This is a genomic window from Actinoplanes sp. GCM10030250, from assembly GCF_042666575.1.
In the GTDB taxonomy this organism is placed as follows: domain Bacteria; phylum Actinomycetota; class Actinomycetes; order Mycobacteriales; family Micromonosporaceae; genus Actinoplanes.
Window position 1 is genome coordinate 33,385 of sequence record NZ_JBHTDO010000044.1, and the last position, 21,321, is coordinate 54,705.

The window sequence follows — 21,321 nt, forward strand, 5'->3', positions numbered from 1 at the left end:
CTCCTACCGGCAGCCTCTTTTGCTTGACTGAGCCGCGCAGGTGCCGAAATCTCTGACGTGAGCAGGCGAATGCGCGGACGCAGCGTGGTGATGACCGCGTCCCTCGCGGGCGTCCTGCTGGCCCTGGCGGCCTACGTCATCCAGGGGACCCTGCACACCACCCGGGCCACCGACCAGCAGAGCCAGGCCCTCGCCGTCGACCTGCAGTTCATCGAGGCGCGGATCGCCATCGCGATGCAGGAGGTGAACCTGCGGCACTACGAGGTGGAACCGTCGGTCGCCGTCAAACAGCGCTTCGAGCAGGTCGCCCAGCGTGCCGACGACACCCTCTCCGAACTCGCCCACAGTCCGGACGTCACGGTCCGGCGGGACGGGCAGCGGCTGCTCCAGGAACAGCGGACCTACCGCTTCCTCGCCGACCGGTTGATCTCCATGGTCGCGGACAGCGATCCCGACCAGGTCACCCTCGACCGGCTCGAGGTGACACCGGCGTTCTACTCGCTGCAGAACGACGTGGACGACGTGTCCCGCGCCTACCACGACGACGCGCAGAGCCAGGTCGCGGCGCTGCGCCGGACCCAGGTGCAACTTCTCATCGGTACGTCCGTCGGCTTCGGTACCGGCCTGATCCTCGTGGCGATGATCCTCAAGATGGCGCTCGGCTATCAGCGCCGGCTCGTCGACCACGCCACGGAGAGCCGATATCTGGCCCTGCACGACCCGCTCACCGGCCTGCCCAACCGGTCGCTGTTCGCCAAGAAGCTGGAATCCGCACTGGCCGCCGCGGAGACCGGTGGCCACCAGACCGCGCTCATGGTGATCGACCTGGACGGGTTCAAGGCCGTCAACGACACCATGGGACACCACGCCGGCGACCAGGTGCTGCTGGAGGCCGGCCGCCGCCTGACCGAGACGGCCGGCGACGGCGCGCTCGTGGCCCGGCTCGGCGGTGACGAGTTCGCTGTCCTGATCCCGCTCGTGCACAGCCACACCCGCGACGCAGTCGCCCTCCTGGGTGAGGCGCTCGTCGCGGAGCTGCGGCGGGACTTCCCGGTGGACGGGCGTACTGCCGCGATCGGCGGAAGCGTGGGCGTCGCGTACGGGCCGGTGCACGGCGTCGGCGACGAGCTGTTCCGGCACGCGGACGCCGCCATGTACCGGGCCAAGGGCAACGGCGGCGGGGTGTCGGTGTACGACGCCGACACTGATGCCGACCTCCAGCAGGACCGCCTCGAGATCTTCGGCGACCTGCGCAACCTGCTGGACAGCGAGGACCCCGACGGGCAGTTGGTCCTGCACTACCAACCCCAGGTACGCCTCTCGGACGGCAAGGTCACCTCGGTCGAGGCCCTCGTCCGCTGGCACCACCCGCGGCAGGGCCTGCTGCCACCCGCCGCGTTCCTACCGGCCGCCGAACGCGGGGGCCTGGAGATTCGGCTCACCTACCACCTGTTAGGGCTCGCCGTACGGCAGGCGGCCGGCTGGCTCAGCGACGGCCGCCCCTGGCGCGTGTCAGTGAACGTGTCTCCGGGCGTCCTGTCCGACGCGGCTTTCGTACCGAATGTGCTCGCCCTGCTGGAAGCCGCCGCCCTCCCACCCGGCCTCCTGCGCCTGGAACTCACCGAAACCAGCATCATGGCCGACCCGGAACGGGCGATCCGCGCGTTGCACAAGGTCTGCGACAAGGGCGTCAGCGTGTCCGTCGACGACTTCGGTACGGGCTTCAGCTCCCTGGCCCAACTACGCCGCCTCCCCGCCGGCGAACTGAAGATCGACCGCACGTTCGTCGGTGACCTGACACCCGGCACCCCTGACGCGGTCATGGTCCGCAGCGCGATCGATCTGGGCCACAACCTGGGCTTACGGGTGGTGGCCGAGGGTGTGGAAGAGGTCGCCACCCTGCTACGCCTGCGAGAGATGTCGTGCGACTACGCGCAGGGGTTCGCTTTGAGCCGCCCGGTCCCGCCCGACCGCCTCCGCGCCGCGTGCGAACAGGCGGAGGAGGTCGCCCGCACAGCGTTGACCGACCGAGACTTGTCAGATACGCATTAAGTTCCGCGCCCCGGTCGCCGGTGCCGGTTGCCGGTTCACCCGTTGCCGGTTGTCAGATTGGGAGACTCCATGAGCACTGACCTCACCCCGCTCGAAGCCGCCCGCCACCGGATCCGCGACACCTACCTGCGCCCACCCGGCGAACGGCAGCCCTCCACCGCCCGCGGCCTGCACCACACCGCCCTGATCAGCAGCGACGTCGAAACAACGGTCCGGTTCTATCAGGACCTCCTGGGCTTCCCCCTCACCGAGCTCATCGAGAACCGGGACTACCCCGGGTCGTCACACTTCTTCTTCGACATCGGCAACGGCAACCTCCTCGCCTTCTTCGACCTGCCCGGCCTGGACCTGGGCCCCTACGCGGAGGTACTCGGCGGCCTGCACCACATGGCGATCTCGGTGGACCCGGCCCGCTGGGACGAGCTGGTCAAGCGGCTCGCCGAAGCCGGAGTCGAGCACGCGGTTCACAGCGGCGTCTCGGTCTACTTCAAGGACCCCGACGGCGCACGCATCGAGCTGATCGCCGACCCGCTCGGCGAGATGTACGGCACCAAGGTCCTCTGACCCTCTGACCCCTGACCCCCTGATCCTTGACCGCGCGCACCGGTCAGACCTTGGACGGCTTCGATCGGCTCAGACCTTGGACGGCTGTGACCGGCCGGCCCACGCGCGGTAGCGGTCGACGAGGAATCGGCCGGCCAGCGGGCCCGCCACAGCGCCGAGGACTGCCACCCACCACTTGCCGTCGAGGGCGGCGTCGACAACGAGCACCAACCACCAGGCGATGACGGCGACGGTGGCGAGCAGTGCTGCCGTGGGGCCACGCCACCAGGGGCCCTGACGTACCGGTTCGCCCTCGGCCAGGTCACGGGCATACTCCGCGAGCGAGGGAAACTCGTCGGCCGGGTGTGATCCCGCCTCGGTCACGTGCGCACGGGCTTCGGCGACCAGCTCGGCCGCCCGGGATGGCGGCACATCGAAACGGCCGATCAGCACGGCTTCCAGACGAGCGAACCATGGACCCGGCTCACGGGGATCACCGCCCGAGCCGCTCCGGGCCGGCGTCGAACCTGCGGCCGGATCGCTCCCGGCCTGTGCTGCACCTGCGGCCGCGTCGCTCCCGGCCGGCGCTGCGCCTGTGGCCGCGTCGCTCCCGAGCGGGGCCGCGTCGCTCCCAAGCAGGGCCGCGTCGCTCCCAAGCAGGGCCGCGTCGCTCCCGAGCAGAGCTGTGGCGTTGCCGGGCAGGGCTGTGGCGTTGCCGGGCAGGGCTGTGGCGTTGCCGGGCGAGGTCGCTGCGGATGGGCGAGTGGGACGGGTGAGTAGCCAGCACGCGCCCAGGGAGACGATCAGCAGGAGCAGGACCGGTAGCTCGCCGACCCGAGTGCGCGGCAGCTGGGTGAAGGCGGTGCCCCCGGCGATGATGAGGACGCCGCTGAGCACGATCCCCCACGGTGCCAGGCGTGGACGGCCGGCGGCTCGGGAGGCGGAGGGGATGGCGGCCGCGAGCACGGACAGGGCGCTCAGGGTGGCTCCGACCACGCCGGCGAGGGTCAGCGGGATGGTGAGGCTGCCGGCCGAGAGAGCGCCCAGTGGTGCACCGAGAACGCCGAAGCAGGCGAGGATGAACGCGGCGTCGCTGAAATAGTCGCGGGGTGTCTTGCCGTGGACGTCGCGGCGGGCCGTCTCGGCCGGGAAGGCGGCGGCGACGTCCGCGGCGAACTCCGCCGGGCCGCCCAGCGCCACCCACGGATCTTCGCCGCTCTCCACGTGGAAGACACGAGCGTCCTCGATCAGCGGGTTGGCCTCGTGGAACCCGATCCCCCGCTCGGCCAGCTCGAGCCGGGCCGACCGCTCCCACCTGTCGAACCTGCTCATCCCGCCTCCGTCGTCTGTTCCGTTGCCTGCGCCGTCGTCTGTTTCGACGTCTGTTCCAGGAAGTGGCTCATGGTCGCGGCGAAGCGCACCCAGGCCGTCCGTTGCCCGGTCAGCCGCTCCCGCCCCGTGTCGGTGATCGCATAGACCTTGCGACCCGGGCCGCCCTGCCCCGCATGCCAGCTGGCCACGACGGTCGCCTCGCTCTCCATCCGGTTGAGAACGGGGTAGAGGACGCCGCCCCGCACACTCCCCAGCCCCTGCTCGGCAAGCCGCCTGCCGAGCGCGTAACCATGCCGGTCGCCTTCGGTGAGAGCAGCCAGAACAGCAAGCTCGAGCGTGGCCCGCACCCACCCGGATTCGGCATCCATCCGAGTCCTCACCATCCCCGCTATGACCCAAGCCCCGCTACGACCCAAGTCCCGCTATGACCAAAACCCAACTAGTTGGATCTCAGACTAGCAACCCCGTCAAGCCCCAGCAAACTCAAAGGCACAACAGGCAAGAAGTATCCGAAAGGAGATAACTCGATCTCCGTACCCTAAGAAAAACCCACTCAGCAGGCGGCAACCCACACGCGCATGGTCGACGGCCCCCGATTTGCCCAAGAATGATAAGCCACCAGCGGAATCTCCCCCAGATCCTCACCAACAACCCGATAAGGCCGAGCCGAATAGGGAACCGCCGACTCCTCCACAGAAACCCGCCGCCCCCGAACAACAACCCGCCCATCCACCATCACCGGCGGATGCCCAGCATCAACCCGCACCTCATCAACACTCCCCACCCCCGGCACATCCACGGACTCAAGGGCGTAAACCAACGGCCCCCGCTCCACAGCAACACACCCCCGAACCGCATCCACCCGCGGATCCGGATAGGTGAACCGCGGCTCCATAGGCAGGCAAAGAACCACCTCATCCCCCGCCCGCCACCGCCGCCGCTCAGTCACATACCCCGGCTCGACCTCCCACGTATGCCCACCAACAGTCAGCGTCGCCCCCGACCCCGCCCACTCCGGCACCCGCAGCGACAACGACCAAGGATCATCAATCTCCCGGTCGATCCGAATAGCGATCTCGCCCTCAGCCGGATAACGGGTGATCACGGTGAATCGGTCCGCAACCGTCCCCGAAACGTACTGATGCAGCTGAATACCATCCGCATCCTCAGTAGCCACATACCCCGACAGACTGGCCATGGTACGGGCGACATTGGTCGGGCAGCACGAAACCTCGAACCACGGCGCACGAACCGTCGCCGTGGGACGCGGATTGGGCCGATCCGGATCAGGCATTTCCCCGATCTCCCGGCGATGCAGAGTATTCGCGTAGAAGAACGCCTTCCCATCCGCCGCCGGAGACGTAGCGATCACGTTGTAAAGGGTGCGCTCGATCAAATCTGCGCAGGCTGGATCGCCACTCGCGAGAAGCAGACGCCAGGCCACCATCACCGACCCGACGCCGGCGCACGTCTCGGAGTAGGCGCGGTCCGGCGGCAGCACGAAATCCTCGCCGAACGCCTCGTCCTGATGCCGGGAACCGATGCCGCCGGTCACATAGACACGCCGGGCCACAGTGCGCCGCCACTGCCGCATCACCGCGTCGAGCAGCTCGTCGTCGCCGGTCTCGTCGGCCAGGTCGAGGGCGCCGGCCGCCAGGTAGACGGCTCGCACCGCGTGACCGCGGAACACCGTGGCGTCGCGGACCGGCATGTCGTCCTGGTAGTACGCCCGGCCGAACTCGATGTCGGGCAGCGTCCCGTGGCCGCGCCGCTCCACGAAGAGGCGGGCCTGTTCGAGGTAGCGGCGATCGCCGGTGACCCGGTAGAGCTCGACCAGCGCCGGTTCGATCACCGGGTGGCCGTCCATCGAGGGGATGCCGTCCTCGCCGAACGTGTCGCAGACCAGGTTCGCGGCACGGCAGGCGACCTGAACCAGCAGGTCGTCGGGATGGCCGGTACGGGCGCGGGCCACACCGGCCTGGATCAGATGCCCGAGGCAGTAGAGCTCGTGCCCCCACTCCAGATCCGACCAGCGCGGCTCCTGGCCGGGGCGGCCGAACCGGGTGTTCAGGTATCCGTCGGGCAGCTGCGCGTCGGCCACCAGCGCGACCGTCTCGTCGAAGACGGCCTGCAACTCGGCGGAGGGTGACCTGCCCAGCTCCCAGGCCAGCGCCTCGAGGAACTTGTAGATCTCGCTGTCGGAGAACTCCCGGCCCCGTCGCCGGCCGGGGCTGGTGGAGAAGTTGCGGAGCCAGCCGGTCCGGTCGAGCCAGTGCGTGATGTGCGGCAGGATGGCGTGCCGGTTGCGCTCCTGCAGTTCACCCCAGAAGCCGCCGTCGATGCGCACGCGGGCCGGCCCGACCGGACGAAACCGGGGCCGGTGTGGGCGTACTGGTCCGTCCTGGTTCATCTCTTCACCCCTTGAGTGCGCCGGACATGAAGCCGCGGATGTACTGCCGTTGAAGGGCGAGGAACAGCACGATGCACGGAAGCGCGAGAACGACCACGCCGGCTTCGGTGGCGCCGTAGTCGATGATGCCCATCACCTGCTGGCGGAGGTTCGCGACGGCGAGCGGCAGGGGCGCCTTGTCGGCGTCGCTGATCAGCACGAGCGGGGTGATGAAGTCGTTCCAGGCGGCGAGGAAGGCGAACAGGCCGACGGTGATCAGGCCCGGGCGTACCGCCGGGAGCATCACGTTGACCAGGGCACGGACCGAGCCGCACCCGTCGACGAGGGCGGCCTCCTCCAGCTCGGCCGGCACCGCCTCGAACGAGATCCGCATCATGAACGTGGCGAACGGCAGCTGGAACATGGTCAGCACCAGGGCCAGCCCGACGAGCGAGTTCTGCAGGCCGAGGCGGTTGAGCAGGACGTAGAGCGGGATGAGCAGGGTCGCGTAGGGCACCATCAGGATGGCCAGGGTGACGAGGAAGAGCAGGTTCTTGCCGGGGAAGCGGAAACGGGCGAACGCGTACCCGCCGAGCAGCGAGATGGTGAGCGTGAACAGGACGGTCAGGCCGGAGACGACGAGGCTGTTCCCCAGGTAGACGCCGATGCCGGCCTGATAGGCGGCGAGAGTGCCGTAGTTGGCGAAGCCCCAGCCGTCCACCTGCGCGGTGCCGCCCTGCGGTGAGACCGAGGCGAAGGCGGCCCAGAGCAGCGGGAACAGGAAGAGCACGGCTAACGCGCCGGTGAAGACGTAGTAGGGCATCCGCCGCATCAGCTCTCCTCCTTCCCGCGCAGCCAGCGGAACTGCCCCACGTTGAGCAGCAGCAGCACGCCGAGCACGATGATCGAGAGCGCCGCGGCGACGCCCAGGTTGTTGCCGCCGGCGAACGCGGCGTTGTAGATCAGCTGGACGATCGTCATCGTGCTGTTGTCCGGCCCGCCCTTGGTGAGGATGTAGAACTGGTCGAAGGCCAGCATCGACCCGGTGACGCAGAGGATCGTGCAGAGCGCCAGCGACGAGCGCAGCAGCGGCAGGGTGATCGAGAGGAACGCGCGCCACCGGCCGGCGCCGTCCATCTCGGCGGCCTCGTAGACGTCGGCGGAGATGCCCTGGAGGGCGACGAGCAACAGGAGCATGTAGAAGCCGGCGAAACGCCAGACGATCAGCGCGACCGTGGACCAGAGCGCGCGAGTCGGTGTGCCGAGGAACGAGTCGATGCCGAGGAAGCCGAGCGGGCTGCTCTGCGGGGAGTAGAGCGCGTAGAAGAGCAAGGACGCGCTGGCCAGGCCGAGGGCGCTCGGCACCAGGATCGCGGTGCGCAGGAACGCCGACCACCGGGTCGACTCCTGAACCAGCAGGGCCAGGCCCAGCGCCAGCGTGATCAGCAGGACCGTGGTGATCACCGTGTATTTGACGGTGAACCAGACGGCCGGCCAGAACAGCCGCTGATCGAGGGCGTCGGTGAAGTTCTCCGGGGCGTTCAGGCCGCGGTTGCCGGCGAACAGACCCCAATCGGAAACGGACATCTGGGCGACGAGCAACACCGGCACGGCAAAGAAGATCAAAACAAAGAGAGCAGTCGGTGACGCGTACGCCCAACCCGTCAGCGCCTGCCGCCGGCGCCTCGGTGGTCGCCGGGCCGCCCCCGGCACCGCCGGGGGCGACTTCTGGAGCGTTGTTGTCACTTGCCGAGGACCTCGGTGATCGCGGCGTTGCCCGCCGCCGGATCGGTGTTGCCGGCGAAGACCTGGTCGCGGAAGAGGCTGACCCAGGGGCTGCCCGCCGCGTTGAAGGCCTGCTGGAAGTTCTTCGCCACCGGCGTCTTGCTGGCCGGATCGCCCGCGACCTTGTTGATCGCCAGGACCCGGGGGTCCTTACGGGAGAACTCGTTGTCGGCGAGGTCCGCCCGCGACACCACGGTGTTGTTGGCGGCGAGCACCTTGACCTGGGCATCCTCGGACATCATCCAGGAGAGGAAGTTCCAGGCCTGCGGGCTGTGTTTCGAGTCCTTGGAGATGCCGATGCCGTCACCGCCGAGGAAGGTGGACCCGCCGCCGCTGACGCCCGGCAGGGCCGCGACGCCGACCTTGACGGTCTTGTCGGCGGTCTGCAGGAGCGTCGCCGGGTACGGCATCACGCCGATCTTGCCCTCCTGGAAACCGGCGACCCAGGTGGCGCCGGTCTCGTCCTTGCTGGCCGGGTCGACGGCGCCTGCGCTCCACAGGTCGCGCCAGGTCGAGTAGACCTGCTTGGCGGCGTCACCGGCGAGCAGCGACTCGGTGCCGCCGGCGTTCATCACCTCCTCGCCGGAGGCCCAGATCATCGGGAACCAGGTGAAGACACCACAGCCGCCGCAGTTGCCGCCGAAGTAGGTGCCGTGCACGTCCTTCTTGCCCAGCTTCTGGATCTTCAGCGCGTGATCCTTGAACTCGGCCAGGGTGGCGGGCCCCTTCTCCGGGTCGAGGCCGGCCTCCTTGTAGAGGTCCTTGTTCCAGAACATCACCGAGAGGTCGAGCACGAACGGCAGCACGTAGCGCTTGCCGTCGAGCGTCCCGGCGTCCAGATGACCCTTGTTGATCTGGTCCACGTAGGGCAGCTGGCTGATCTGCTGGGTGAGGTCGGCGAACAGCCCGGCGTCGGTCCAGTTCGGCACGTAGACGATGTCCGCGGCGAACAGGTCCGGCAGGTCACCGCTGCCGGCCGCCGCTCCGACCCGCGAGACGTAGTCGTCGTTGGGCGTGATGGTCAGCGCGACCTGGTTCTTGTGGCTCTTGTTGTAGGCGTCGACGAGCAGCTTGGCCTGCGACTCCAGCGGTGCCCGGGTCCACAGGGTGAGCTTGGTGCCGTCGTCGGTGCCCTCGATGCCACCGGTATCGACGGTGGCGCCGTTCTCCTCGGCGTCACCGCCACACGCCGCGAGCCCGGCCGCGAGGACAGCGGCCATGGCGACGGCGATCAGTCGTCGGGTCTTGGACACGGGTGATCCCCCCTCCGAAAACGCTTTCCGCAAGGTAACGCGGGTCACATCGACGGTCAATAGTGCCGTAGGCGCTACGGTGAGTGTCTGGCACACCGGGACGGGGGAAAACGTTGTGACCTCTGCGGAAAAGCACCCGATCGGCCGGCCCGCCACCCTCCACGACGTGGCCCGCCTGGCCGGCGTCTCGATCGCCACGGCCTCCAAGGCGCTCAATGGACGGAAACACGTTTCGGCCGCGACCCGGGCCGAGGTGCTGAAGGCGGCCGGGCTCCTGGCGTACTCACCGAACACCCTCGCCCGCGGGCTCGTGGCCGGGCGCACCGGCATGGTCGGTCTGCTCACCAACGACCTCGAGGGCCGGCTGTCCATCCCGATCCTGATGGGCGCCGAGGACGCCTTCGGCGCCGACCGGACGAGCGTGCTGCTCTGCGACGCGCGCGGCGACGCGATCCGCGAGGGACACCACTTGCGTACGCTGCTCAGCCGCCGCGTCGACGGCCTGATCGTCGTCGGCGCCCGCCCCGACCCGCGCCCCTCCATCGGCCGCGACCTGCCGGTGCCCGTCGTCTACGCCTACGCCCCGTCCGCCGACCCCGCCGACCTCTCCCTGGTCAGCGACAACGTCTCAGCCGGCCGCCTGGCCGTCGAACACCTCGCCGACCTGGGCCGCCGCACCATCGCCCACATCACCGGCGACGCCACCTACGGCGCGGCACAGGACCGGGCCGGCGGCGCCCTCGCCGAACTCGCCGCCCGCGGCCTGCAACTGGCCGGCGACCGCGTCTACTTCGGCGCCTGGTCCGAGGCGTGGGGCCGCACCGCCACCCGCATGCTCCTCGGCCGGCGCACCGCCATCGACGCGATCTTCGCCGGCTCCGACCAGATCGCGCGCGGCGTCATCGACGCCCTCCACGCCGAGGGCCTGGAGGTGCCGCGCGACGTCGCCGTCATCGGCTTCGACAACTGGGAGATCTTCGCGACCAGCTCACGGCCCCCGCTGACCAGCATCGACATGAACCTGGAAACCCTCGGCCGAGTCGCCGCCGAACGCCTCGCCGCAGCCTTCGACGGCACCCTCGGCTCAGGCATCGAACAGCTCCCCTGCCGCCTCATCCCCCGCGAATCCACCACAGCCACCTGAACCCCTTCCCCTCGCCCCCCTTCCCCTCGCCCACCTTCCCGCTCCGCCCGTCTTCCCCGCCTCCTCCCACCGTCCCCGCCTCCGCCCGCCGTCCCCGCCTCCTCCCGCCGTCCCCGCTCCTCCCGCCGTCCCCGCCTCCTCCCGCCTCTCCCGGCCCTCCGCTCGGCTGGCCGGCTGGCGGCCATGTACCGAATAGCGCACTCATAACGTCCATCACCGCCAGCTGAATCGGGCGGGCTGGCAGCGATGTACCTAATGGCGCTCGCATTACGTTCATGACTGCCAGCCGGGCCGGCCGCAGGCGTGGCGCGGCCAGGGTGCACAGCCGGCGCGACCGGAACGCGCAACCCAGCCCGGCGCGACCGGAACGCAGCCCGGCGCGACCGGAACGCGCGGCTGCTGGGAGCCAGACGGCTGGGAGTGAGACGGCTAGGGGGTGAAGGCGACGCGGGAGCGCACCCGGCGGAAGCCGAGGCGTTCCAGGTCGGCGACTATCTCGACACGGTGTGCGTCCGCGTCGGCGAGCACCTCGTAGGCGCCGCCCGCCTCGAGTGTGGCGGCCGCGTCGGCGAGCAGGTCGCTGCGGGCCGCCGCGTCGAGTACACCCAGGTAGGCGATCATCGGGTAGCAGGCGTCGCCCGCCGCGCCGGCCAGGCCGACCGGCACGCCGGCGGAGAGGGCGACCCGCCAGGTTCCCTTGCCGCCGAGCCACCCGAGGGGGTCGCGGGCCAGATCGATTCCGGACACCAGCCGGGCGACCTCCGCACCGGTCAGCACGTCCGGTACGGCGATCCGGCCGACCAGGTCCTCAATCTCCTCGTCGTCCTCGGCGGGCCGGAACGTGTACCGGCCGGACGGAGCGGGTAGCGGCGTGCCGGTCCAGCTCAGCCGCACCCGTTCGACACCCTCGGTGAGGCCGGCGAGCCGGGCCGCCGCGATCGGCGCGTCGAGTACCGAGCGCACGTCCGGCCGGCGCCGCCAGTGGGCAGGTGCGGCCACGTAGTAGACCGTCGGACCGCCGAAGGCCTCGTGGGCGGCCGCGAGCAGGGTGGCGCCGACCTCCGGCTCGGCGGTCAGCTCGAACCGTTCGAGCCACGGCTCACCGACGGCGCCGGGTGGCAGCAGCCAGGCAGCCCGGGCCACCACCCGGCCGCCCCGCAGGGCCACCCAGGTGTGCTCGGGCCGGTAGCCGCCACCGGCGAGACCGTCGGCATAGCTCATCTGCCGCAACTCGGGCAGCGGGTCGGGCATGGAGTCGAACAGTTGCTCCTCGCCCGCGGTGAGCGGGCGAACGACCAGATCAGTCATGGTGGAACCTCCGGGCAGCGCGCGCCCCGGACTCAGTTCCGCGTGGACGCCGGTACGCGGAAGGGGCGCAGAACATCGGACATTGTTCTGACCTCCTCTCCGGCTCGACGGCGTAGCGAGAATCTATCAGGGCGCGCCGCTCGGAGGCGCCCCGCCAGGCCCGCCGCCCGGAGGCGCCCCGGGCCCACCGCCCGCAGGCGCCCCGGGCCCACCGCTCAGCGGCGCCCCGCTGGGTCCGCGGCCCGGAGGTACCCCGCCGGCGGGCGCCGCGCCGCCCTCGGGAGGCGTCCGAGTGTCAACACCCACGCCGAGCGCCACCGTATATCCGCTGCTCACATCCCCGGTCACGGTTGCCAGCTGACTCGCCCCGCCGTCATCGCCGAACACGTTGTCGGACTCCAGCGTGAGCTGCGCCAGATTGGTCACCGACGCCTCGTACCCGGTCTGCTGGAACACCGTGTCGCAGTACTCCTTCGGGATCGCCACCTGGGACGTCGCGATCGCCTTGCTGGAGTCGGTGATGCTCGCCTGATCGGGATAGACCTCGAAGTGCACGTGCGGCCACCGCCCGGTGTAGCAGGCCGGAAAGATGCTGGTGAAGCTGACCTTCCCGGAGTCGTCAGCGATCTGCACACCACGCAGGTAGTTCTCCTCGGTGGCCCCTTCGGAGTACATCGAGTAGAGCCCCGCCCGATCACAGTGCCAGACATAAACGGCCACCCCGGCGAACCCGGCCCCGTCGTTCGCCAGGTCCTTGACGGTCAGCTCCAGGGTCATCGGTACGCCCTCGGCCGTACCACCGGCCCCGCCGAGGCTGGACCGGATGTCGCCGCGCACGATGCCGCTCTGCTCCAGGACATCGGGCCCGTTCGAGCCGTCACCCGGATACGGCCCCGCCGTCTCGTTCGGGATCTCCCCGTCGGAGACGATGCTGCCGCCGCCTCCCGAGTCGCTGCACGCGGCCAGCCCGAGCGCGACGGCACCGATCCCGAACGCCCGCAGGACCTGCCGGCGCCCGGCAAGCGTGCCGAGGTCGAACCCGAGCCCCTGGTCGAACACCTCCTCGCGGGGGTTCGGAAGGCGCCGGCCCTGATACGTCGCGGGTTGCTGGTTCTCGTTCACCGCACCATGCAAGCACCACAATCTATGGGCCCGCTGTGCCCGCGGCATGAGTTGCTGTCCGGCCGGTCCCGGGGCGGACCGGCCGGACAGAACCGTCAGCTCGCGGACGCCGAGTAACTGTTGGTGACGAAGTTCAGGCCACCGCTGGCAGAGGTGATCTCATAGCCGAACTGGATGGTGCTCAGCGTGACGTCGCCGTACCAGCCTCGGGTGCGGATCCAGTTCAGCACCGCCCGGATGTCGACGTTGCCGGCGTTGGTGTTGCCGGTCCGGACGAACGAGAAGACCTGGTTGGCACCGTTCGATCCGCGGTAGACGCCCCAGGTGTGCCCGCCGACCGTGGCGTTGGTCTGGAACGAGCCGAGCGGGCCGACCGCGCCCTGCTTGTTCATCCAGAGCATGATCTCGTACGTGTGACCGTCCATCCAGATGTCGTAGGCGCTGGTGTACGCCCCGCTGGACGGAACCGTCACGTTGAAGCTGCTGCTGGCGCTGCGCAGCGAGCTGAGCCGGATGTTCACGCTCTTGCTCGCGTTCGGATAGGACTTGATGCCACCGGTGTTCGGGTGGTTGGCCCAGACACCCCAGTTGCTGTAGGAGTTGGCCCAGATGCTCTGCGGGCCGGCGCCCGAGCCCCAGATGTTGTTGTAGAGCGTGTAGCCACCGTTGTTCCAGGTGGCCCACTGGTCGGAGGAGCCCCAGACGGCGGCCCGGGCGGGGGATTGCCCGACAGCGATCAGGACTGCGGCGACCAGCAGCGACAGGGCAAGACGGAACTTGCGCATGCGGAGGTCCTTTCGGGGATGCCGGAGTCGAAGCGCTTCGACTCCGGAAAGGCACATCGATGCTCATCGAATCCTAGGTTCCCGGCCCGGCGGTGGCAACGTAAGGTCGACTCCGTGCGAACGGGCTCATCCGGCCGTTCGGCGACGAGGGAAGCACCCACGCCAGGACGTGGCCATCTACAGCGCCGTGGGCAAAAAGCCCCGAGACCTAGAACAGCGCGGAGTACGCGAGTGTTAGATGCCAATCCGCCTGATCACAAGGTTGCCGGTGGCCGCTGGTCGGGTGGACAGCACTGAGGGCCGGAATCGCTTTGGTCCCGGCCCTCGTCGTTCGCTTGCGTTACGCCTTCTCGAGCTTGCGGATCGCGGTCTTGGCGATCTTCTTGAGTTCGGCGGTGGTCGGCGCGGGGAGACCGGCCAGGGCCACGGTGACGTAGACGTCGCCGACCGCGATGGCGACGAGCTTGCCCTCGACGGAGAGTTCGTAGCCCTCCTTCTTCACCGTGACGACCATCGACGTAGCGACGGACCGGTCACCCAGCGACGGGAACTCGGTCAGCTCCTCCTGCTCGATCCGTACGGTGTCGGTCTCGACGTTCGGGCAGCGGTCGAGCACCTCCTGGGTGTTCCGGACCAGGGAGCGGGCCTCCTTGCGGCCGGCGTCGTAGAGGGTCTCCATGAGCACCGGACCCTCCGTGCCCTTGATGAAGCCGGCGCCGCTGATGTCCGGGACGGCCATGTGCAGGGCTGGCCTCGGCTTCCCGGGCTTGTCTCCCGGCTTCCCCGGCTTCCCGGGCTTGTCACCGGGCTTGTCACCGGGCTTGTCGAGCTTGTCGCCGGGCTTGTGGTGCTTGTCGGGCTTGTTCGACTTGTGGTCCCTGTGGTGGTCGCCGGGCTTGTTCGGCTTACCGGGCCTGTCGGGCTTGCCGGGCCTGTCCGGCGTGGTGGGCCAGACCGGCTTCATCGGCGGGGCCGGCATCTCGTCGGCGTCCGGAGCGGGCTCCTCCGCGTCGGCAACGCTCTGCGCCTGGCACGGATCGGTGCCCGTCGTGCTGGGATCGATGAACGAGGCGAGCGAATCACTCGGGTCGAAATCGAGAACCGTGTACCCCTCCGGAAGATCACTCACGGTCAGGAGCGCGTCCTTCAGATCCGCCGGGAGAGCCGGTGCCGCGGCGGCGGGACGGGCACGCACCGCGACGTCGGCCACCGCCATCGGCAGCGCCATGCCGATCGACAGCGCGAGTGTGATCGGAAGACCCGCGGAGTACGCGACGACCTTGTTTTTCAGAATCCCCATCGCCTCACCATAGGTGCGCCCCAGTGCCGATTCCGGGGATCGAAGGAATGCCCTCCCCGGCGCCGTGACCAGGTATTAAGCTGCCTCGACCGGAGTTTGATTCGTCGCCGGCGTCAACTGGCCGACGGGCGGATCTCGAACACCGCGACCCGGTCCGCGGCCGCCGCGAACTCGTCCGGATCCCCCTTGCTCACCAAGCCGAGCTTCACGAAGAACGGCACCCCACCCGGCACCTCCACCGGAAACGCCCGCATCACCGAACGCCGCTCCGCCGCATCCGCCACCTCGACGAGCGCGACCTCCGCCGACCGCCGTCCCGCCGCCAGCTCCCCGCGCCCGGCCGCGCGAACGTTGCGCGCCCAGTCACCCTCGGGCAGCCCCGCCACCAGATAGCGCCGGCCGTCCACCGTCAGCGGCGAGACCGGCGTCGCTCTCGGCACCCCGCTGCGGCGGCCGGGAACGGTGAGCACGTGGATGGTGCCGAGCCGCAGGCCCAGCCGGTTCAGGAGGCGGACCACCCGGTTGGCGTACGGCAGCCACCCCGGCAACCGCAGCGTCGTCCCTGCCATGACAATCCTTTCGACGATCGAAGCTTTATCGCAGGGTATATTCCTTCGAGTGTCGAAGCAATCGCTTCCCTCGGCCTCCCCACCGGCCCAGCCACCGGTGACCGGCCGCTGGTCCCCCGCCATGGCTGACAGCACCGCGGACCTCCACTCCGCAACCGGCACGGGCAGCACCTCACTGACCGGCGCGGCGGAGCCGGTGTCGACCGATGCGGCCGAGATTCGCTCAGCGGCCGCGGACGCGGCGGCCGAGTTCGGGGCGGCCGCCGACGAGGTCGACGACGCGGCTGCCGCTGTGCTCGGGGTCAACCGCACCGACCTGCGCATCCTCGGACTGGTGGGTGCCGCCGGACCGATGACCGCCGGAGCTCTCGCCGAGGCCGCCCGGCTCAGCCCCGCAGCCACCACGACTGCCATCCAGCGGCTCGCCGCAGCCGGCCACCTGCGCCGCGACGTCGACCCCGGAGACCGGCGCCGCGCCGTCGTCACGCTCACCCCGGCCGCCGCCGAGACCCTCGACCGCATCTACGGTCCGATCGGGGAGGCCGGTCACCGCCTGCTCACCACCTACTCCCCCGCCGACCTGACCATGATCACCGAGTTCCTCCGCGTCGGCCGCCGCATGCAACTCGACCAGGCCGAACGCATCCGCACCCTGCGCACCTAGGTCTGCCCAGCCGCCCAGCCGCGCACCGTGGGTGATTGCGTGTCCGTGCCGTCACCCAAAAGTTGCGGGCGTGGCTGAAACTGTGTCTTCTCAGCCCCACTAGCCCCTGGACTGCCGTGACCCCCGCGCCACCCACATATCCCTGCCCGTTCTGCGGGACCGTCGCCTCGGCGGAGTCGGGGTGCCCGTCCTGCGGACGCGGCCCGAACGCCGACGCGCTCGAGGTGCTCCGGCTGGACGCGGAGATCGCCGGTCTGAATCAGCGCCTGCAGGCAGTCCGCGCCGAGGCGTCCGGCATCGAACGGGACCTCGTCGACTCCACCACCCGGCGCAACGCCGCGGCCTTCCGAGTCCACGACGCCGTCCGCGCGGCACACACGGCCGCGACCGCGGGCACCCAGGCGCAGGCCCCGGCCGCACACGCTCCGACCGCCCCGGTCGCCCAGGTCCCGGCCAGCTCCGGCCCGGCTGCGCAGGCCCCGCCGCCGCCGTTCCCCGTGGCGCCGCCCCGGGCCGCGCCGCCGTTCCCCGTGGCGCCGCCCCGGGCCGAGTCCAAGCTCACCACCCTCACGGTGCAGAACGTGCTTTTCGCGCTCGGTGGCCTGCTGCTGGTGGTCGCGGCGGCCGTGTTCACCGCGGTGGCCTGGGCCCAGGTCGGTGTCACCGGGCGTGCCCTGCTGCTCGGCGCGGCCACCGCCGCGATCCTGGCGGTGCCTCCGTTCGCGGTGCGGCGCGGCCTCACGGCGGCCGCCGAAACCCTCGCGGTCGTCGGACTGCTGATGATCCTGCTCGACGGGTACGCGGCCTGGGCTGTCGACTTCCTCGGCGTCGCCGGTTCACCACCGCGGATGTACGCCGCCACGGTGTGCGCCATCACCGCCGGAATCGCCCTCGGTTACGGCCGGCTCGTCGGCCTGCCCGGTCCGCGGATCGCCGCCCTGCTGGTCGCCCAGCCGGTACTCCCCCTGGCCGCCGCCTCCCTCGACTTCGAGCCGGTCGGCTGGTCCCTCACCCTCACCGCCGTGACCGCGTTGAACGTCGCCGTCCTCCGGCTCCGGACGGCCCGGTTCACCGCGGACGTGATCGGCACAGTCGCGTACGTCTGCGGTGGCTCCGCGGCAGCCCTCGCCGCCGTCCTGGCGCTCGTCGAAGTCCTGACCGCGACCAACGCGGCCGGTGCCGCCTCCGGTGGCCTGGCGCTGATGCTGATCAGCCTGCTCACCGTCGGCGTGGCCGTGCTGGCCCGCAACGGCGTCGCCCAGTCCGTCACCGGCGGGTTCCTCGTGGTCGCGGCCGGTGTCTCGCTGGCGGGCCCGGCGTTCCGGCTGTGGCCGGGCGCGGAACTGCTGTCCCTGGCCGTCATCGCCCTCGCGCTCACTGCTGCCGTCATGGCGGTACGCCGTCGCCTCCCGGACAACGTCAGCCTGGGCCCGTGGATCGGGGCGCACGTGGTGACAGCCGTCCCGGCGATCGGTGTGGCCGGTGCGGCGGTGATCGGTGCCGGTCAGAGCGTCCTGGCAGCGGATCCGCTCGGCAGCGCGTCGTGGACGGCCGCGGTCTCCGGAACGGGGTGGGAACCGCTGGTGGCGGCGGTCGCTGTGCTCGGGGCGTACCTCATGCTCCTCCCGGCCTGGACCCGCACCGACCTGGCCCTGATCACGCTGGCCGTCCTGGGTTTCCTGCTGCCCGCGGCGTTCGGCCTGACCTGGTGGTCCGCCGCCGTGGCCGGCGTGATCGTCGCGACGGTCGCCCTCGCGCTGGCCGCCCGAACCCCTGCCGCGCCCGCCGCCGGTTGGATGCTTGCGGTGCGGCTTGTCATCGCCGGTGTCGCGGCGGTTCATGCGCTGATAATCGGACTCGGTCATCCGGGGGTGGGCGCCGGTGTCTGCGCCGCGCTCGCCGTCGCCGGCCTGGGCATCGCGGTGGCCGCGCATTCCGGGCCGCGCCGGGTCAGCGTCGGGACGGCCGGCTGGATGGCCGGGCTGCTCGCGGTGCCGGCGGCCGTGTGGCAGGCGCTGATCGCCGCGGACGCCTCTCCGAACGTGCAGGTCCGCGCACTCTTCGCGGTGGTCGTGCTCCTCGGCGCGGTCACGCATGCGGTGGTCCGGGTGCTTCCCGGGTACGGGATTCCGACCGCCGCCGTGACCCTGCTGCTCGCCACCGTCAGTCCGGTGTGGTCGCTCGCGGGCGACGATCCGGTGGCCCTGTACGCTGCGGCCGCACTACTGCTGATCGCCGCACTGCTGCCGGTGCGTGCCGGGATCGCCGGCGCGGTGGCTGTGGCGGTTCCCGTTCCGGCCGTGATGCTGTTCGTGGCAGCCGGGGCGGACCTCGCGGTGGTTCTGCTCGATCCGCTCGAACAGCTGCGGACGGTCTGGTCCGGCGACGTCCCGGCCACGTCCTCGATCGCCTGGTCCACGGTTGTCGCCGTCCTGATCACCGCTCTCGCAGCCGGGGTGGCCGCGCTGTTCACCACCGGTGCTCCAGTCGTTGCCGGTGCTAAGGGGCGTTATCGGGTCGCTGCCTGGGCTTGCGCGCCGCTGATCGCCGTCGCGGTTCCATTGGCGCTTGCGGCCGCCGGAGCGCCCTGGCCCGCCGTACCGATGTCCAGCCTGATCATCGGCCTGGCCGGCCTGGTCGGTACCGCTCTGCTGCTGCCCGCGGCCGTCGTCTGGTTCCCGGTGGTCGTGGCCGTGTCCGGCTGGCTCACGGTCATCGGGCTGGCCGGGTCCACGCCCACCCACGGCGCGACGCTCGCCGCTTTCGGACTGCTCGTAGTCGCCTCCGCCGTGATCGGCGTGGCCGGCCGGGACGAGTCCGCCCGGATCGCCGCGTGGTTGACCGGAACGCTGTCCGTGGCCGTTCTCGCCTACACCGCCGCCGACACTTTCGAGCTGGCCGACGGCGGAACCGCTCGCAGTGTTCTCGCCGCCGCGGCCGTGGCCGCCGCCCTCGAAGGGTTCCTCGCCCGCAGCCGCCCCCGCGAGGCACCGGCCGTGGCAGCCGTGGCCCACTCCACAGCACTGGTCGCGCTCCTGCTCGCCGGCAGCACCGGGCAGGCCGCCGTGATCTGCACGCTCTGGTCCGTCGTGCTCGTCGTCCGGGCGTTGCTGCCCCGGGAGAGTCGCGGTGCCCGTTTCCGTTACGCGCTGGCGGCCGCCGTCGTACTCCTGATCGGCTGGTGGTTGTTCCTGCAGTCGATCGATGTGACGACCGCCGAGGTCTACACGTTGCCGGCCGCGGTGATGGCCCTGCTCGTCGGCTGGTACGCCCGCCACGAACGCCCGGACCTGCCGTCCTGGGTCGCCTACGGCCCGGCGCTGGGTGCCGCCTTCCTGCCCACCTTCGCCGTGATCAGCAACAGCACCTCCGACGAGCCCGAGTATCTCCGCCGTCTGCTGCTCGGCCTCGGCGCCCTGATCGTCCTCATCGTCGGAGCGCGTGCCCGCTCGCAGGCCCCGGTCGTGGTGGGCAGCGGGGCCCTGGCGCTCATCGCGTTGCACGAGGTCGTCCAGTTCTGGGACCTGGTGCCCCGCTGGGTTCCGCTCGCCCTCGGCGGTGTCCTGCTGCTGGCCATCGCCACCACGATGGAGCAACGCCGCCGCGACCTCCTGCGCCTCCGCAACGCCGTCGGCCGCATGACCTAACCCCAGCTGGGTGTTTCGGGGCGGGAGGCACCGCTGAGCGCCAGCCGAGCCAACCAGCTGGCCGTGAGGGGGGTGTCCCGGCCCGAAAGGCACCGCTCAGCGCCAGCCGAGCCAACCAGCTGGCCGTGAGGGGGGTGTCCCGGCCCGAAAGGCACCGCTGAGCGCCAGCTGGCCGTGAGGGGGGTGTCCCGGCCCGAGAGGCACCGCTCAGCGCCAGCTGGGATTGGCGCCGGGAAAGGGAGAGCCCGCGTCACCGAGTGGTGGCGCGGGCTCTTTTGGAGCGGGGTGCGGGGGTTACTTCTCCGCGGAACTGCCGGAGGCGATCGGTTCGGTGCGGTCGTTGGCGCCACCGGACGGAGCCGCGTGACGGCCGCCCTGGGCCGGGACGCCGGCGCCGCCGGACTTCGAGCCGCGGGCCGCCAGCACGCCGCCGGCGATCAGCAGGATCAGGCCGATCACGGCGAGCGCGATCGGGCCGTACAGGCCCACCAGGTTGAGCTTGGAGATGTTGTCCTTGGCCGTCTCGGCCGCCCGCTTGGTGGTGTCGTTCGTGTAGGTGAAGACCGCGTTGAGGATCTCCACGGACCGGCCGTCGGTGGCGACGAGCGACTTGCGCTGCTGCTCCTCGACCTTGATGTACTGGCCGGTGGTCGGCTCCACCCACACGGTCTTGGTGTTGTTGTAGGCGACCTTGCCGTCGGTCGCGCCCGGGATCAACTGGCCGAGCAGGAGCTTGACGCGGTCGGCCGGGAGCTTCTGCTCAGCGTCGGTGATCTGCTGGGTGAACTGGTAGGTCTCCAGCCCCTCGATCTCCTCGGTCTTGACGAACTGGGCCGGCTGCGCGGCCAGGATGTCCCGGTCGAAGTACTGGTAGGTCTGCTTCTCGGTGCCGAACGGGAACTTGTAGACCTGGCCCGAGTAGCTGATGTCCTCCCGGTCGTTGCCGGTGTCCAGCCACTGCCCGTTCCACTCCTGGGCGGCACCCGACTTGCGGTCAACAGCGAGCGAGGTGCTGTACGCGCTGACGACCTCGTTGGTGTCGGTGCGGATGACCTCCTGACCGGCCAGCCACACGAGGGCGCTGCCGTCCAGGTCACCCTCCAGCTTCGCGGTCGCGGCCGGGTCGGGCTGCACGGTCACCGTCGAGCGCAGGTTGCCGGTCTCGACCGTCGCCTTGGCGTCGGCGATCTGCAGGAAACGTGCGTTCGACGCCTCGGCGACCGACTGGGTGAGTTGCATGTCGTACGGCAACTGCGCCGCCGTGGGTGCCACGACGAACGCCAGACCGCCTGCGAACACCAACGCCAGGACGCCGAAGCCGAACAGCACGGAGCCGAGGACGCGGGACCTCATAGTGCCTCCACGAGGTAATTAACACGAGGTAAGAAGAAAATTCGAGAGGGTTTCAATAACCGAGCTTGCGGGATG

The 21,321-nt window shown here is 70.3% G+C and carries 17 protein-coding genes; 5 read left to right on the forward strand and 12 right to left on the reverse strand.

The window, feature by feature from the left end; all coding sequences use genetic code 11:
* Nucleotides 1–69 precede the first annotated feature (69 nt).
* Both ACFQV6_RS37940 and ACFQV6_RS37945 read left to right on the forward strand, forming a co-directional pair.
* Complete coding sequence (locus tag ACFQV6_RS37940; RefSeq protein WP_378032533.1) at nt 70–2,052, forward strand: putative bifunctional diguanylate cyclase/phosphodiesterase; 1,983 nt, start codon at nt 70–72, stop codon at nt 2,050–2,052.
* Nucleotides 2,053–2,121: 69 nt separating this feature from the next.
* Nucleotides 2,122–2,616, forward strand: a complete 495-nt coding sequence (locus ACFQV6_RS37945; protein ID WP_378032534.1) for a VOC family protein — start codon at nt 2,122–2,124, stop codon at nt 2,614–2,616.
* A gap of 69 nt (nt 2,617–2,685) precedes the next feature.
* Here ACFQV6_RS37945 and ACFQV6_RS37950 read toward each other — a convergent pair whose 3' ends face one another.
* The 6 genes from ACFQV6_RS37950 to ACFQV6_RS37975 all read right to left on the reverse strand — a co-directional run bounded on the left by ACFQV6_RS37950 (nt 2,686) and on the right by ACFQV6_RS37975 (nt 9,354).
* Nucleotides 2,686–3,927, reverse strand: coding sequence for a hypothetical protein (locus ACFQV6_RS37950; RefSeq protein WP_378032535.1), 1,242 nt, complete (start codon nt 3,925–3,927; stop codon nt 2,686–2,688).
* Nucleotides 3,924–4,295, reverse strand: a complete 372-nt coding sequence (locus ACFQV6_RS37955; protein ID WP_378032536.1) for a PadR family transcriptional regulator — start codon at nt 4,293–4,295, stop codon at nt 3,924–3,926. The genes ACFQV6_RS37950 and ACFQV6_RS37955 overlap by 4 nt, the downstream gene beginning before the upstream one ends.
* A gap of 185 nt (nt 4,296–4,480) precedes the next feature.
* Nucleotides 4,481–6,274, reverse strand: a complete 1,794-nt coding sequence (locus ACFQV6_RS37960) for a glycoside hydrolase family 127 protein (protein WP_378032537.1) — start codon at nt 6,272–6,274, stop codon at nt 4,481–4,483.
* A gap of 67 nt (nt 6,275–6,341) precedes the next feature.
* Nucleotides 6,342–7,148, reverse strand: a complete 807-nt coding sequence (locus ACFQV6_RS37965; RefSeq protein ID WP_378032538.1) for a carbohydrate ABC transporter permease — start codon at nt 7,146–7,148, stop codon at nt 6,342–6,344.
* On the reverse strand, nt 7,148–7,927 hold the full coding sequence (locus ACFQV6_RS37970) for a carbohydrate ABC transporter permease (protein WP_378032539.1): 780 nt from the start codon (nt 7,925–7,927) through the stop codon (nt 7,148–7,150). The genes ACFQV6_RS37965 and ACFQV6_RS37970 overlap by 1 nt, the downstream gene beginning before the upstream one ends.
* Before the next feature lie 131 nt (nt 7,928–8,058).
* Nucleotides 8,059–9,354: an ABC transporter substrate-binding protein gene (locus tag ACFQV6_RS37975; RefSeq protein ID WP_378032540.1), complete on the reverse strand. Its 1,296-nt coding sequence runs from the start codon at nt 9,352–9,354 to the stop codon at nt 8,059–8,061.
* Nucleotides 9,355–9,469: 115 nt separating this feature from the next.
* Here ACFQV6_RS37975 and ACFQV6_RS37980 point away from each other — a divergent pair, with 115 nt between their 5' ends.
* A complete protein-coding gene (locus ACFQV6_RS37980) occupies nt 9,470–10,498 on the forward strand; it encodes a LacI family DNA-binding transcriptional regulator (RefSeq protein ID WP_378032541.1) in 1,029 nt (342 codons plus the stop codon).
* Nucleotides 10,499–10,927: 429 nt separating this feature from the next.
* On the opposite strand, the gene ACFQV6_RS37985 is transcribed toward ACFQV6_RS37980, so the two are convergent.
* From ACFQV6_RS37985 to ACFQV6_RS38005, 5 genes are all read right to left on the reverse strand, one after another.
* Nucleotides 10,928–11,806, reverse strand: coding sequence for an acetyltransferase (locus tag ACFQV6_RS37985; protein WP_378032542.1), 879 nt, complete (start codon nt 11,804–11,806; stop codon nt 10,928–10,930).
* 126 nt (nt 11,807–11,932) lie between these two features.
* Entirely contained in the window at nt 11,933–12,940 is a 1,008-nt protein-coding gene (locus ACFQV6_RS37990) for an intradiol ring-cleavage dioxygenase (RefSeq protein ID WP_378032543.1), read from the reverse strand.
* A gap of 83 nt (nt 12,941–13,023) precedes the next feature.
* Entirely contained in the window at nt 13,024–13,713 is a 690-nt protein-coding gene (locus tag ACFQV6_RS37995) for a hypothetical protein (RefSeq protein WP_378032544.1), read from the reverse strand.
* 340 nt (nt 13,714–14,053) lie between these two features.
* A complete protein-coding gene (locus tag ACFQV6_RS38000) occupies nt 14,054–15,013 on the reverse strand; it encodes a hypothetical protein (protein ID WP_378032545.1) in 960 nt (319 codons plus the stop codon).
* A 113-nt stretch (nt 15,014–15,126) separates the two neighbouring features.
* Nucleotides 15,127–15,582, reverse strand: coding sequence for a nitroreductase family deazaflavin-dependent oxidoreductase (locus ACFQV6_RS38005; protein WP_378032546.1), 456 nt, complete (start codon nt 15,580–15,582; stop codon nt 15,127–15,129).
* 49 nt (nt 15,583–15,631) lie between these two features.
* Here ACFQV6_RS38005 and ACFQV6_RS38010 point away from each other — a divergent pair, with 49 nt between their 5' ends.
* Entirely contained in the window at nt 15,632–16,246 is a 615-nt protein-coding gene (locus tag ACFQV6_RS38010; RefSeq protein ID WP_378032547.1) for a MarR family winged helix-turn-helix transcriptional regulator, read from the forward strand.
* A gap of 116 nt (nt 16,247–16,362) precedes the next feature.
* Nucleotides 16,363–19,893 carry an SCO7613 C-terminal domain-containing membrane protein gene (locus ACFQV6_RS38015; protein ID WP_378032548.1) on the forward strand — a complete coding sequence of 1,177 codons (3,531 nt, stop codon included), beginning with the start codon at nt 16,363–16,365 and terminating at the stop codon, nt 19,891–19,893.
* A gap of 294 nt (nt 19,894–20,187) precedes the next feature.
* On the opposite strand, the gene ACFQV6_RS38020 is transcribed toward ACFQV6_RS38015, so the two are convergent.
* Nucleotides 20,188–21,246, reverse strand: coding sequence for a DUF3068 domain-containing protein (locus ACFQV6_RS38020; RefSeq protein WP_378032549.1), 1,059 nt, complete (start codon nt 21,244–21,246; stop codon nt 20,188–20,190).
* Nucleotides 21,247–21,321 lie beyond the last annotated feature (75 nt).